Here is a 13867-nt window from a genome sequence, read left to right as displayed (position 1 = left end):
TCATGTTGCGACGCCAGGCTCTCAAACTCGGTAGTGTCCTGCTTAGCGCCCTGACCCTGGGCGGCTGGACCCTGTTCCGCGGCAAAGACAGCGGCCCCCTGCTGCTTTCGGCGCGCGACGACAGCGATGGTAAACACTACGCCGTCGGCTATCGCCTGGACGGCACCCAGGTGTTCGCCACCGAAGTGGCCCAGCGTTGCCACGACATCATCAACCACCCCGAGCAGCCGCTTGCCCTGTTCGTCGCCCGGCGTCCCGGCACCGAGAGTTACCTGATCGACCTGCGCGATGGTCGTTTGCTGCAGACCATCGCCTCGCAGCCGAACCGGCACTTCTATGGTCACGCGGTGATCCACAAGAGCGGCGAATGGTTGTATGCCACCGAGAACGACACCACCGATCCCGGCCGTGGCGTACTCGGTGTGTACCGCTTCGATGGCGAGCGCCTGGTTCATAGCGGCGAGATTTCCACCCACGGCATCGGCCCGCATCAGGTGTCGTGGATGCCTGATGGCGAAACCCTGGTGGTTGCCAATGGCGGCATTCGCACCGAGGCCGAGAGTCGTGTCGAGATGAACCTCGACGCGATGCAACCAAGCCTGGTGCTGATGCAGCGCGACGGCACCCTGCTGAGCAAAGAGGTGTTGCCGCAGCAGATGAACAGCGTGCGCCACCTGGCGATTGCCAGCGATGGCACCATCGTCGCCGGGCAACAGTTCATGGGCAGCGGTGATGAAACCGCCGAACTGCTGGCGATCAAGCGGCCCGGCCAGGCCTTCCAGGCCTTCCCTGTGCCCGAACAGCAATTGCAGTCGATGGCCAACTACACCGCCAGCGTGGCCATTCATAGTGAATTGCGCCTGGTCGCCCTGACCGCGCCACGGGCCAATCGGCTGTTCATCTGGGATCTGGATAGCGCGCAAGTGCGCCTGGATGCGCCGATGCCGGACTGCGCCGGCGTCGGTGCGGTGGCCGATGGTTTTGTCGTCACCTCCGGCCAGGGTCGTTGCCGTCTCTATGATTGCCGCAACAGCGAATTGATCGGCCAGCCCCTGCAACTGCCCTCCGGGCTGTGGGACAACCACCTGCACCTGGCCTGACGGCCTCACCTGATAAATAGCCGGGAACACAGGCTTCCCTGACCCGGTCAAACGAGTAATATTCGGCTACAGCGCACGTGGGCAGGATCGCCCGCAGTCGTGCCAAACGAACAATAAATCGTATCCAAGGAACTGGACTATGCTGCGCCGCCGCATGCTCATCATGTTAGGTGTTGTTTTGCTGCTCGTGCTGGTTCTGGGGGGCTACAAGGCGTTCTCCATCTATCAGCAGGTCCAGATGTTCTCGGCCCCCAAACCACCGATCAGCGTGGCGGCGGCCGAGTCCAGCGAGCGCGCCTGGCAAAATCGCCTGCCCGCAGTCGGCAGTCTCACAGCCTTGCAGGGCGTCGACCTGCGGCTGGAAACCGACGGTACGGTGAAAACCCTGCAGTTCGAGTCCGGGCAGAAAGTCAGCAAGGGCCAACCCCTGCTGCAACTGGACAGCGATGTCGAGACCGCGTTGCTCGGTACCGCCCTGGCCGACCTCGGCCTTGCCCAGGTGGACTTCAATCGCGGCAGCCAGCTGGTCGGCAGCCAGGCGATTTCCCGTGGTGAGTTCGACCGTCTGAGCGCGCAATACAAGCGCAACAAGGCAGTGGTTGATCAGCTCAAGGCCGCCCTGGCCAAGAAAAGTATCAGCGCGCCCTTCAGCGGCACCATCGGCATCCGCCAGGTGGACGTCGGCGACTACCTGGCCAGCGGCACGGTGATCGCCACCCTGCAGGACCTGAGCAGCCTGTATGTCGACTTCTTTGTCGCCGAACAGGCAGTGCCCAAGCTGAGCATCGGCCAGCAGGTGCTGGTCAGTGTCGCCGCCTATCCGCAACAGACCTTCCCCGGCACCATCAGCGCCATCAACCCCAAAGTCGAAGACAGCACCCGCAACGTACAGGTACGCGCCACCCTGGCCAATCCTGATGGCAAGCTGTTGCCGGGGATGTTCAGCAGCTTGCAGATCCTGCTGCCAAGCCCGCAACCCCAGGTGGTGGTGCCGGAAAGTGCGGTGACCTACACCCTTTACGGCAACTCGGTGTACGTCGCCGTGCCGAAAAAGACCGAAGACGGTCAGGTGCTGAAAAACGCCGAGGGTCAGCCGGAGCTGATCGCCGAGCGCCGTTTTGTCGACACCGGGGAGCGCCGCGATGGCCTGGTGGTAATCAGCAAGGGGCTCAAGGCCGGTGAGCAGGTGGTGACCGCAGGGCAGCTGAAACTGACCCAGGGTGCGTCAATCAGCATCAGCCCGGACAAGACCCTGCAAGCCCCAGAGAACAACCACCAGTCGCGCGCCAACTGATCGAGGATGCGTCATGGCTTTTACCGATCCGTTCATCCGCCGTCCGGTGCTGGCCAGCGTGGTCAGCCTGTTGATCGTGCTGCTGGGCTTTCAGGCCTGGAGCAAACTGCCGATCCGTCAGTACCCACAGATGGAAAACGCCCTGATCACGGTAACCACTGCCTACCCCGGGGCCAACGCCGAAACCATCCAGGGCTACATCACCCAACCCATGCAGCAGAGTCTGGCGAGTGCCGAAGGCATCGACTACATGACCTCGGTGAGCCGGCAGAATTTTTCCGTGATCTCGATCTATGCGCGGATCGGCGCCGACAGCGACCGGCTGTTCACCGAGCTGCTGGCCAAGGCCAACGAGGTCAAGAACAAGCTGCCACAGGACGCCGAAGACCCAGTGCTGAGCAAGGAAGCCGCCGACGCTTCGGCGCTGATGTACATCAGCTTCTACAGCAGTGAATTGAGCAACCCGCAGATCACCGACTACCTGTCGCGGGTGATCCAGCCCAAACTGGCCACCCTGCCCGGCATGGCCGAAGCGGAGATCCTCGGCAACCAGCTGTTTGCCATGCGCCTGTGGATCGACCCGGTGAAGCTCGCAGGCTACGGTCTGAGCGCCAATGAGGTAACCGACGCGGTACGCCGCTACAACTTCCTGTCGGCAGCCGGCGAGGTCAAGGGCGAGTACATCGTCACCAGCATCAACGCCAGCACCGAACTGAAATCCGCCGAGGCCTTCGCCAACATCCCGCTCAAGACCAGCGGCGACAGCCGGGTGCTGCTCGGCGACGTGGCACGGGTCGAGATGGGCGCGGAAAACTACGACACAGTCAGTTCTTTCGATGGCACCCCTTCGGTCTACATCGGTATCAAGGCCACGCCCGGCGCCAACCCGCTGGATGTGATCAAGGAGGTGCGCAAACTGCTGCCCGACCTGCGAAGCCAGTTGCCGCCCAACCTCAAGGCTTCGATCGCCTACGACGCCACCCTGTTTATCCAGGCGTCGATCGATGAGGTGGTCAAGACCCTGGTCGAAGCGGTGTTGATCGTCATTGTCGTGGTCTTCCTGTTCCTCGGTGCCTTGCGCTCAGTACTGATCCCGGTGATCACCATTCCGCTGTCGATGATCGGCGTATTGTTCTTCATGCAACTGATGGGCTACTCGCTCAACCTGCTGACCTTGCTGGCGATGGTCCTGGCCATCGGCCTGGTGGTGGACGATGCCATCGTGGTGGTGGAAAACATCCACCGCCATATCGAAGAAGGCAAGACGCCGTTCGAAGCGGCGCTGGAAGGCGCCAGGGAGATCGCCATGCCGGTGGTGTCGATGACCATCACCCTGGCCGCGGTATATGCCCCCATCGGCTTTCTCGAGGGCCTGACCGGCGCGCTGTTCAAGGAGTTCGCCCTGACCTTGGCCGGGGCGGTGATCATTTCCGGCATCGTCGCCCTGACCCTGTCACCGATGATGTGCGCCCTGCTGCTGCGCCATGACCCGAACCCCAGCGGCCTGGCCCACCGCCTCGACATGCTGTTCGAAGGCCTCAAGGTGCGCTACCAGAGGCTCTTGCATGGCACCCTCAACACCCGGCCGGTGGTGCTGGTGTTCGCGGTGATCGTGCTGTGCCTGATCCCGGTGTTCCTGATGTTCACCAAGAGCGAACTGGCTCCGGATGAAGATCAGGGGGTGATTTTCATGATGGCCACGGCGCCACAGCCGACCAACCTTGACTACCTGAGCGCCTACACCGACGAGTTCGTTGACATCTTCAAGGCGTTTCCCGAGTACTACTCCTCGTTCCAGATCAACGGTTTCAACGGCGTGCAGTCGGGTATCGGCGGTTTCCTGCTCAAACCCTGGGACGAGCGTAAGCGCACCCAGATGGAACTGCTGCCGCTGGTGCAAAGCAAGCTCGAAGGCATCGCCGGCCTGCAGATCTTCGGCTTCAACCTGCCCTCATTGCCGGGCACCGGTGAGGGCCTGCCGTTCCAGTTCGTGATCAACACCGCCAACGATTACGCGTCCCTGCTGGAAGTGGCCGAACGGGTCAAGGAACGCGCCCAGGCCTCAGGCAAGTTTGCCTTCCTCGACATTGACCTGGCCTTCGACAAACCCGAAGTGGTGGTCGATATCGATCGGGCCAAGGCTGCACAGATGGGGGTGTCCATGGATGCCCTCGGTGGCACCCTGGCGACACTGCTCGGCGAAGCGGAAATCAACCGTTTCACTATCGAAGGCCGCAGTTACAAAGTCATTGCCCAGGTCGAACGACCGTATCGCGACAACCCCGACTGGCTGAGCAATTACTACGTGAAAAACCAGCAAGGGCAGATGCTGCCGCTGGCGACCCTGATCACCATCAGTGACCGCGCCAGGCCGCGTCAGCTCAACCAGTTCCAGCAACTGAACGCCGCCATGATCCAGGGTGTGCCGATGGTCAGCATGGGCGAGGCGCTGGAGACCGTACGCACCATTGCCCGCGAGGAAGCGCCACAAGGCTACGCCTTCGACTATGCCGGTGTCGCACGGCAGTTTGTCCAGGAAGGCAGTGCACTATGGGTGACCTTCGGCCTGGCCCTGGCGATCATCTTCCTGGTGCTGGCAGCGCAGTTCGAGAGCTTTCGCGATCCACTGGTGATCCTGGTGACCGTGCCGCTGTCGATCTGCGGGGCGCTGATTCCGCTGTTCCTCGGTATTTCGAGCATGAACATCTACACCCAGGTCGGCCTGGTGACGCTGATTGGCCTGATCAGCAAGCACGGCATTCTTGTTGTCGAATTCGCCAATCAGTTGCGCCTGCAAAAGGGATTGAGCGCCCGCGAGGCGGTGGAGGAAGCCGCAGCGATCCGCCTACGGCCGGTGTTGATGACCACGGCGGCGATGGTGTTCGGCATGGTACCGCTGATTCTGGCCAGCGGCGCCGGGGCGGTGAGTCGCTTTGACATCGGTACGGTGATTGCCACCGGCATGTCGGTGGGCACCCTGTTCACCCTGTTCGTTCTGCCGTGTGTCTATACCCTGCTGGCGCGGGCTGATGTGCCACAGGTGCAAACACAAACGATCTGATCGCAAAAAAACAAAAAGGCCTCGTCACTGACGAGGCCTTTTCCATTCATACCGTTGATGCATCAGCCCGGCGCACGCCCACCCTGACTGAGACCGAACAGCAGCAACAGCAGGTCATGGTCCGGCTTGGCCTCCACCTGCGGTTTGATCAGCCGAGGCAGCGGGCACTGCGCGCCATTGGCGGCATGGCTCAACACCTCTGGCCCGGGTTCCTCCCACGCCGCCACAGCAGCAGTGGCCGCCGCCAGGGCAGCCACGAGAAACAAACCTCGAGCGATTTCTAGTTTCATTGCTCTAAACCTTTGACAGCGCTGCCAAACGCCATCTGATAAAAATAGAGCAGCTTTTGCCACTCTGCGTCATTGAATGACGAATGGCGGCGCAATTGCTTCAGGTCATTGGCTGCAGCGCGTTGGCAACTGATGCGGCGGCGGCACTTTTCCAGGTCCAGCAGCGCTACTTCGGCTCGCGCTTCGTCGCCTTCACCGATCACCTTGATGAACACATGCTTGCCGTACAGGCAGCCATGCTGCCAATGGCCACGGTGCATACGTGCCAGATTCTCGGCCAGGTCCTGCAGCATGCGCTCATGCAGGGCCGGGCTGTAACGCTCGCGCGCACCGTTGGCGTACCAGTTGTCGCAATCCTCGAAGCCGTCCAGGGCCTCGCTGACCAGCAGGGCGCGCCACTGATGGTCGGCATCACGCTCGACCCCGCAATAAACGATGTGCGGCACCCGCACACCCAATTGCTCGAAGCTGTTGAGCGCATCATATTCACGCAACACCGTCGGGCGGCCGAACGGGTGCATCAAACTGCGGTAGATATGGCCAATCTGACGTTTGGAATACAGCACCTGACCATTTTCACCACTCAGCCGCTGTACCCCACTTTCCCCACCCCGGCGCTGGTTGGGAGCCTCGACCCACTCGCCCTGCTGTTGCCAGAAGTGATCGAACCGGTTGTTCCCCGTCGTTGTCCCTGAGTGCTCTACCGCCATGCCCTGCTACCCCTTACGCAATACGTATACTCGCCACATGGCATAGAACGGTAAAAAGTCCAATCGTTCCTGAATGCGGAAACCGGCGGCCTGAAATTCTTCTTCAACCGTAGCAACCGGTAACACAAAGCGGTTTTGGTAACTGCCCTTTCCGGTCTCAGCGTAACGACGCTGTTCCAGCTTTTTCCGGCGCCAGGCTTTGAAGTTGCCGTCGACCCACAATGACAGAATCACACTGTCACGGGTAACTCGTTGAAATTCAGAGAGAATTTCTTTGCGGTGGGCGGCCTCACCAATGTGGTGCATCAGTCGCATACAGAAAATGCTATCGACCGAGTTATCCGGCAAGTCGATAGCGAAGGCTGAGGTTTGCAAGGTCCGTACCCGCTCGACGATATGCGCAGGTTGAGACTTGGTGGCAGTCTCCAGCATGGCCTCGGAGTTGTCCGCACCAATGATCACTCGATTGGGCTTCTCCGCCAGCATCGGCCAGAAGCGACCGGCACCACACGGCAAGTCGAGCACCAGACCAGGCTCACCGGCCAACGCCAGGGCACGGCGGGCCAGTTGTTCATCACGTTGATGAGACAAGCGCCGAGCCAGGCCGTCTTGATGCTTGAGAAAGTACTCCTGGGCATGTTGCTGGTCGTACTTCTCGGAAAACTCGAGTTTGATGGGGCTACGCATGGTGCATCTCCTGACTCCAATCTGCCCACCATAAGCAGGCAATCGTTGGCGTCAGGTCATGCGCATGTGAAAATTTCGTTAGTCGCCCCGTTAAAAGTTACAGAACATTTCACAATTACTCGATCGGACGTCCCGGAGCACGGGTCAAGTCGACACGAAAGCGGCAGCCGTGGGGCACCATCGCGGTCAAGCTGACGGTCCAGTTCTGGTCATCGCAAATCCGTTGTACTAGCGAAAGCCCCAGACCAAGACCTTCCCCGCGCCGCTCATCGCCGCGAACAAACGGCCGGAACATGGCTTCACGCTGCTCCTCGGGAATACCCACGCCACTGTCCTCGACCGTAAAACCTGCAGGCTCCAGGGTCAGGCGGATAAAGCCATAGTCCGTGTAATGCGCGGCATTGCGCAGCAGATTGCCCATTACCGCCTGCAGGAAGGTGGCGTTGTACAACGTCGGCAATCCCCCCTTGGCGTCATAAAGCAACGTCAGACCTTTCTGCTCGATGGTGTCGCGCCAGACACCGACCAGATCATCGGCCACCTCCTTGAGGCTCGCCTGCGAGGCCACCGCGCCTTCATCGCGCTGGGCCCTGGCCAGCATCAGGAAGGTTTTCACCAGTTCCTGCATCTCTTCCGTGGCCCTGGCGATCCGCTCGACCTGCGAACGTGTACGCGGATCGATATTCGGGTTGACCAGCAACAACTCGCAGGAGCTGGCCAGTACCATCAAGGGCGTTCGCAGCTCGTGGCTGACATCGCTGGTGAACAGGCGCTCACGCGTCAAGGCATCGCGCAAACGCCCCAGGGTATCGTCAAAGGCCATGGCCAGCTGACCCACTTCGTCGGCGGCGTAATCCGGTGCCAGTGGCGGCGCCAGCCCCAGCAACTGGTCACGATGGCGCACCTGTTGCGCCAAGCGGATCACCGGCGCCATCACCCGTCGCGCCAGCACCCAGCCGAGGAACACGGCCAGGGCCAGACTGAGCACAAAGCCCACCACGACAATGGCAAACAGCACTCGCTCACGTTCTTCGAAATCACTCTGGTCTTGCAACAGCACATAGCGCCGCCCGTCCACCACTTCGACCATGGCGTGATAGGACAGTTGCTCGCGGAATACTTCGTGAAAACCCGGATTAAGGTGACGCAGGTCCTTGGGCAGTTCGAATTCGTCACGTCCACCGCTGTAGTAGAACAGCTGGTCCGGCCGCGGACGGTGGCTCCAGTCATTGACGCTGTCCATGCGCAGCAGGCGCTGCAGGTCTCCTCCCAGTACAGCCGAGATCAAGCGCTCTTCAACCAGATGCACGGTGGCCACGATGCCAAAGGCGAAGGCGCCGGCCACCAGCGCACTCATCAAGGCAAAGGCGATGATGATCCGCTGGGCAAGGCTTTGCTTAAACTCCATCACGGCCCTCGGCAAGGCGGTAGCCGACACCGTGGACGGTATGTAGCAGGGCCTTTTCGAACGGCTTGTCGATCACCTGGCGCAACTGATGGACGTGGCTGCGCAGGCTGTCACTGTCCGGGCAGTCATCCCCCCAGAGCGCCTCTTCCAGCACTTCACGACGCAGTACATGGGGGCTCTTCTGCATCAGCACCGCCAGCAGTTTCAACCCCACAGGGTTGAGTTTTAGCAGTTTGCCGTCGCGGGTGACTTCCAGGGTATCGAGGTCATACACCAGGTCGCTGACCTGCAAGGTGCGCCGTCCACCACCCTGAGCCCGGCGCAGTACCGCCTCGATACGCGCGGCCAGCTCCGACAGGGCAAATGGCTTGAGCAGGTAGTCGTCGGCGCCCGAACGAAAGCCTTGCAGCCGGTCATCGAGCTGATCGCGGGCGGTGAGCATGATCACCGGGGTGTCTCGTCGGGCGTCTTCACGCAGACGCTTGCACAGGGTGTAGCCATCGATCCCCGGCAGCATGATGTCGAGCACGATCAAGTCATAGTGTTCAGTGGCGGCCAGGTGCAAACCCGACAGTCCGTCCTGGGCACAATCGACCGTGTAGCCTTTAAGGCCCAGGTAGTCGGCCAGATTGGCGAGGATATCGCGGTTGTCTTCAACCAGTAGAATACGCATGGGGTTCTCCCGTCCGGGGCATTTGCCTGCTTGGCAGGCGCAGCTTACGGCCATCGGTCACGCGCGGCTAGGTCGGCGCGACTTTATTGCAGGCTAACGTTTTTTTCACTCAGTCTTCACGGACAGGTTATAGCGGCTACCCGATAATTGCCGGTTGGGACTGTTCCTTCGACCTGCCTGGACCTACCATGCCGCTACCTGCCCCTTCTCGCCCGCTCAACCTGTGGATTGCCCTCGGCATCCCCGCAGCCGCCGCACTGACACTCATCCTGCTGGAACTGACCTCACTGGACATGGACCTGGCCAAACTGGCGTTCGACCCGGTTGCCGGCCAGTTCATCGGTCGGCACAGCTACTTCCTCGAAGACATCCTGCATGATCGCGCCAAACAAGTAGTGATCGCCCTCAGTCTGGGGGCAATTGTCGCCTTCATCAGCAGTTTCTTCTGGCAACGCCTCAAAGGCTGGCGTCGGGAGCTGGGCTATCTGGTCCTGGCCATGGGCCTGTCGACCAGTTTCGTAACCCCGGTCAAAGCGGTTACCGCCGTGCAGTGTCCCTGGAGCCTGAAGGAGTTCGGCGGCAAGGAAACCTACAGCGAACTGCTCAGCCCTCGCCCGGCCACCGACAAACCGGGTCGTTGCTGGCCTGGCGGCCATGCAGCCACCGGCTTCACCCTGTTTGCGTTGTTCTTCGCCCTGCGTGACCGCCGCCCACGCCTGGCCCGCGCCACCCTGCTGTTCGCGTTTGGCCTGGGCACCGTGTTTTCGATAGGACGCATGCTGCAAGGCGCACACTTTTTCTCGCACAACGTGTGGACCGCGGTGTTCTGCTGGTTGATCAGTCTGGGCTGCTATTACTGGGTGCTGTATCGCAAACCTGTGGCGGTGGGAGCGGGTTTGCCCCGCAATGCGCTATTGACTGAAAGCCCGTAATCGCGGGGTAAACTGCACCGCCGCAGCACCGGGGATGCTCCGGACAACAGGCACAAAAAAGCCCCGCATTTAGCGGGGCTTTTTCTTAAGCGGTAAGGCTGGCTTACATCATGCCGCCCATGCCGCCCATACCACCCATGCCGCCCATATCAGGCATGCCACCGGCAGCACCTTCTTGCGGAGCATCAGCAACCATGGCTTCGGTAGTGATCATCAGACCACCGATCGAAGCAGCAGCTTGCAGTGCCGAACGGGTGACCTTGGCTGGGTCCAGGATGCCCATTTCGATCATGTCGCCGTACTCACCGGTAGCAGCGTTGTAACCGAAGTTGCCCGAACCTTGCTTGACCTTGTCGACCACTACGCTTGGCTCGTCGCCGGCGTTGGCAACGATCTGGCGCAGCGGAGCTTCAACAGCGCGACGCAGCAGCTGGATACCAACGTTCTGGTCTTCGTTGTCGCCTTTGAGCTCGGAGATGGCCTGCAGCGAGCGAACCAGCGCAACACCACCGCCAGGCACCACGCCTTCTTCAACGGCTGCACGGGTAGCGTGCAGGGCGTCTTCAACGCGGGCTTTCTTCTCTTTCATTTCGACTTCGGTGCCAGCACCGACCTTGATCACGGCAACACCGCCAGCCAGCTTGGCCAGACGCTCTTGCAGTTTTTCACGGTCGTAGTCCGAGGAAGTCTCGGCAACCTGAGTGCGGATCTGGGCGATACGCGCTTCGATGTCACCTTGTACACCAGCGCCGTCGACGATGATGGTGTTTTCCTTGGACAGGGTCACGCGCTTGGCGTTACCCAGGTGCTCCAGGGTAGCGGACTCCAGGCTCAGGCCGATTTCTTCGGAGATCACGGTACCGCCGGTCAGGACGGCGATGTCCTGCAGCATGGCCTTGCGGCGGTCGCCGAAGCCAGGTGCCTTGACCGCAGCAACCTTGACGATGCCGCGCATGTTGTTGACCACCAGGGTAGCCAGCGCTTCGCCTTCAACGTCTTCAGCGACGATCAGCAGCGGACGGCCGGCCTTGGCAACGGCTTCCAGAACTGGCAGCAGTTCGCGGATGTTGGAGATCTTCTTGTCAACCAGCAGCAGCAGCGGGCCATCCAGCTCGGCAACCATGGTGTCTGGCTTGTTGACGAAGTAAGGCGACAGGTAGCCACGGTCGAACTGCATGCCTTCTACGACCGACAGTTCGTTTTCCAGGCCCGAGCCTTCTTCAACGGTGATCACGCCTTCTTTACCGACTTTTTCCATGGCTTCGGCGATGATGTCACCGATGGAGTTGTCGGAGTTGGCGGAGATGGTGCCTACCTGAGCGATGGCCTTGGAATCGGCGCATGGCTTGGACAGGGACTTCAGCTCTTTGACGATGGCGATGGTGGCTTTGTCGATACCACGCTTGAGGTCCATCGGGTTCATGCCGGCAGCAACGGCTTTCAGGCCTTCGCTGACGATGGCCTGAGCCAGAACGGTGGCGGTGGTGGTGCCGTCACCCGCTTCGTCGTTGGCCTTGGAGGCAACGTCTTTGAGCAGCTGGGCGCCCATGTTTTCGAAGGCGTCTTTGAGTTCGATTTCTTTGGCAACCGACACACCGTCTTTGGTGATGGTCGGAGCGCCGAAGCTCTTGGCCAGAACAACGTTACGGCCTTTCGGGCCCAGGGTGGCTTTTACAGCGTCAGCCAGAACGTTGACACCAACGAGCATTTTCTTACGGGCGGAGTCGCCGAATTTTACGTCTTTAGCAGCCATGATCGTTTAATCCTTGAATACTTTGGAGTAACGGGAAACCAGCAGAATCAGCCTTCGATGACAGCGAGAATTTCGTTCTCAGCCATTACCAGCAGGTCTTCGCCGTCAACTTTCACAGTGTTGCTGCCGGAGTAAGGACCGAACACAACCTTGTCGCCCACTTTCACGGACAGTGCGCGCACTTCGCCGTTGTCCAGGACGCGGCCGGTACCAACAGCCAGGATCTCGCCGCTGTTGGCTTTTTCAGCAGCCGAACCTGGCAGGACGATACCGCCAGCGGTTTTCTTTTCTTCTTCGCTGCGACGGATAACGACGCGGTCATGCAGAGGACGAAGCTTCATTGTCGATCTCTCCTAATTGTGGTTTTCATCGGCCGGTATCGACACCGGCGGGTTGATGCTTGCGGCGTAGCCGCTCGTAGCTCGCAGTGCGAACCACGCATGTAATGTCCGGGGCATTTCCCCGGAAACCTTGCGGTAACCCCTACATGAGGTCGCCAAGATCAATTACAAGGCTTGCTGATGAAATTTTTTAGCGATCCGCCCGCGCTAGGCTGAACGGCCCCATCAGGGACCGTTCAGCCTAGCGCTTGCAGGGTTACAGATTGCGGGGGTCGCGTGGTTCGCGGGGATCGTGATGCTCGTACTCACCCTCGATCACGTTCGGCTGCCGCGGTTGGCCGCCAGGGCTGCCCGGGCGGGTCATGAACGGGTCATCGCCAAACGCCCGCTGACGCATGGCCTGGGCTTCGGCACGCTCACGCATCTTGCGCCCGAGCAGGCGGCGGGTGAACGGCAGCAGGCAGATCAGGCCGATCACGTCACTGATAAAGCCTGGCAACAGCAGCAGGCCGCCACCGAGGGCCAGCATCAGGCCCTGGAACATGTCCTCAGCGGGCAGTTCGCCACGCTGCAGGCTCTCGCGGGCACGCAGGGCGGTGGCCAGACCGGCCACCCGCACCACCAGCACACCCAGGGCGGAGCCCGCTATGATCAGCAGCAGCGCTGGGAAGAAGCCGATCGCGGTGCTGACCTTGAAGAACACATACAGTTCCAGCACCGGAAAAATCAGAAACAGCAATAGAAAAGCACGCATCAATGGTTCCTCTGCGCAAGAAGTCCTTGCAGTACACCTTTAATGGATGCGCTCAATCGCTATTTCAACCCTGAGCGCTTTCACGCACCGGCCATTGATCGGCGCGAGCCAGAAAAACCAGGGCTTCGCGCACTTGTATCGGCGTATTGCAAGGCACTGCGAACGGCAGCCAGTACAGCCCCTGGCCGATGCGCAGGTGCATGCCCTCGCTGTCGATACCGACCATCTGCGCCGCAGTTCCCTGCGGCAAGCCGCCGAGCTGGACATAATGTTCGATGGCGTTGGCATGGTCGCTGTTCATGTGCTCGATCATGCTCAGCTCGGTCTTGCCGGCAAACGGATTGGCCAGGCTCAGGTGGTCGACCCAATGGATCGCGCCAAAGCCCCCAATATAGCGGTGACGTACCGGCTTGAGTACCCAGAAGTCGAAATCATGCGCCTTGTGATAATTGCTCGAATCGGGGAAATAGCGGTAATAGCGCTCGGCAGCGGCTTCGACCTGCGCCGGGTCCTCAAGCTTGTGGGCATGGGCCAGTACGGTCAGGCGACCAACGGCCTGCACATCTTCAGCGTCACGCTCACCGACCAGCAGCGAGCACTTGGGATCTTTTTGCAGGTTGTGGGTGTGCTGGGCGATGCGGCTGATCAGGATCAGCGGGTTGCCGTCGGTATCCAGGCAGTACGGCACCACTGAACCGAAGGGAAAGCCCGGCATCGACTTGGAATGGGTCGACAGGACTCCACGGTATTCCTTGAGCAGCAGCTCCCGGGCCTGTTGTGCGACTTTAGCGCTCACTGTGTGACTCCCGACGCGAGATCGTTTTGAAGGCTGGCCGCAGGTGAAGCGCGGCCATGAAGGTAACC

Annotated in this window: 13 protein-coding genes; 4 read left to right on the top strand and 9 right to left on the bottom strand. The window is 60.6% G+C overall.

The window, feature by feature from the left end:
- The first annotated feature begins 2 nt into the window (after window positions 1–2).
- The 3 genes from ACVI9W_RS17160 (at window position 3) to ACVI9W_RS17150 (ending at window position 5455) form a co-directional block, all read left to right on the top strand.
- A complete protein-coding gene (locus ACVI9W_RS17160; protein ID WP_038607316.1) occupies window positions 3–1100 on the top strand; it encodes a DUF1513 domain-containing protein in 1098 nt (365 codons plus the stop codon).
- A gap of 139 nt (window positions 1101–1239) precedes the next feature.
- Window positions 1240–2394, top strand: coding sequence for an efflux RND transporter periplasmic adaptor subunit (locus ACVI9W_RS17155; RefSeq protein WP_461530614.1), 1155 nt, complete (start codon window positions 1240–1242; stop codon window positions 2392–2394).
- A gap of 13 nt (window positions 2395–2407) precedes the next feature.
- The gene (locus ACVI9W_RS17150; protein WP_461530613.1) at window positions 2408–5455 is read left to right on the top strand and encodes a multidrug efflux RND transporter permease subunit; all 3048 of its coding nucleotides are present in this window, start codon (window positions 2408–2410) and stop codon (window positions 5453–5455) included.
- Between the two features lie 62 nt (window positions 5456–5517).
- Here ACVI9W_RS17150 and ACVI9W_RS17145 read toward each other — a convergent pair whose 3' ends face one another.
- The 5 genes from ACVI9W_RS17145 to colR form a co-directional block, all read right to left on the bottom strand.
- Window positions 5518–5745 (bottom strand): hypothetical protein, encoded by a 228-nt coding sequence (locus tag ACVI9W_RS17145; protein WP_461530612.1) that lies wholly within the window; start codon window positions 5743–5745, stop codon window positions 5518–5520.
- Entirely contained in the window at window positions 5742–6455 is a 714-nt protein-coding gene (locus tag ACVI9W_RS17140) for a lipopolysaccharide kinase InaA family protein (protein WP_461530611.1), read from the bottom strand. The genes ACVI9W_RS17145 and ACVI9W_RS17140 overlap by 4 nt, the downstream gene beginning before the upstream one ends.
- A 6-nt stretch (window positions 6456–6461) precedes the next feature.
- Complete coding sequence (locus tag ACVI9W_RS17135; protein ID WP_038607302.1) at window positions 6462–7142, bottom strand: class I SAM-dependent methyltransferase; 681 nt, start codon at window positions 7140–7142, stop codon at window positions 6462–6464.
- Window positions 7143–7257: 115 nt separating this feature from the next.
- Window positions 7258–8550, bottom strand: coding sequence for a sensor histidine kinase (locus tag ACVI9W_RS17130; RefSeq protein WP_038607299.1), 1293 nt, complete (start codon window positions 8548–8550; stop codon window positions 7258–7260).
- Window positions 8540–9223 carry a two-component system response regulator ColR gene (gene colR, locus ACVI9W_RS17125; RefSeq protein ID WP_038607297.1) on the bottom strand — a complete coding sequence of 228 codons (684 nt, stop codon included), beginning with the start codon at window positions 9221–9223 and terminating at the stop codon, window positions 8540–8542. The genes ACVI9W_RS17130 and colR overlap by 11 nt, the downstream gene beginning before the upstream one ends.
- Window positions 9224–9411: 188 nt before the next feature.
- On the opposite strand from colR, the gene ACVI9W_RS17120 reads away from it, so the two are divergent.
- Entirely contained in the window at window positions 9412–10155 is a 744-nt protein-coding gene (locus ACVI9W_RS17120) for a phosphatase PAP2 family protein (protein WP_461530610.1), read from the top strand.
- Between the two features lie 103 nt (window positions 10156–10258).
- On the opposite strand, the gene groL is transcribed toward ACVI9W_RS17120, so the two are convergent.
- The 4 genes from groL to ACVI9W_RS17100 all read right to left on the bottom strand — a co-directional run bounded on the left by groL (window position 10259) and on the right by ACVI9W_RS17100 (window position 13799).
- Entirely contained in the window at window positions 10259–11908 is a 1650-nt protein-coding gene (groL, locus tag ACVI9W_RS17115; protein WP_038607294.1) for a chaperonin GroEL, read from the bottom strand.
- Between the two features lie 47 nt (window positions 11909–11955).
- Entirely contained in the window at window positions 11956–12249 is a 294-nt protein-coding gene (locus ACVI9W_RS17110) for a co-chaperone GroES (protein ID WP_422418644.1), read from the bottom strand.
- Between the two features lie 256 nt (window positions 12250–12505).
- Complete coding sequence (locus tag ACVI9W_RS17105; RefSeq protein WP_038607289.1) at window positions 12506–13003, bottom strand: FxsA family protein; 498 nt, start codon at window positions 13001–13003, stop codon at window positions 12506–12508.
- 64 nt (window positions 13004–13067) lie between these two features.
- Complete coding sequence (locus ACVI9W_RS17100; protein WP_461530609.1) at window positions 13068–13799, bottom strand: HugZ family pyridoxamine 5'-phosphate oxidase; 732 nt, start codon at window positions 13797–13799, stop codon at window positions 13068–13070.
- Between the last annotated feature and the right edge of the window lie 68 nt (window positions 13800–13867).

It is taken from the genome of Pseudomonas sp. 210_17 TE3656 (genome assembly GCF_054821965.1).
The sequence above is the reverse complement of the archived record's forward strand: the minus strand, read 5'-3'. Positions and strand labels throughout refer to the sequence as shown.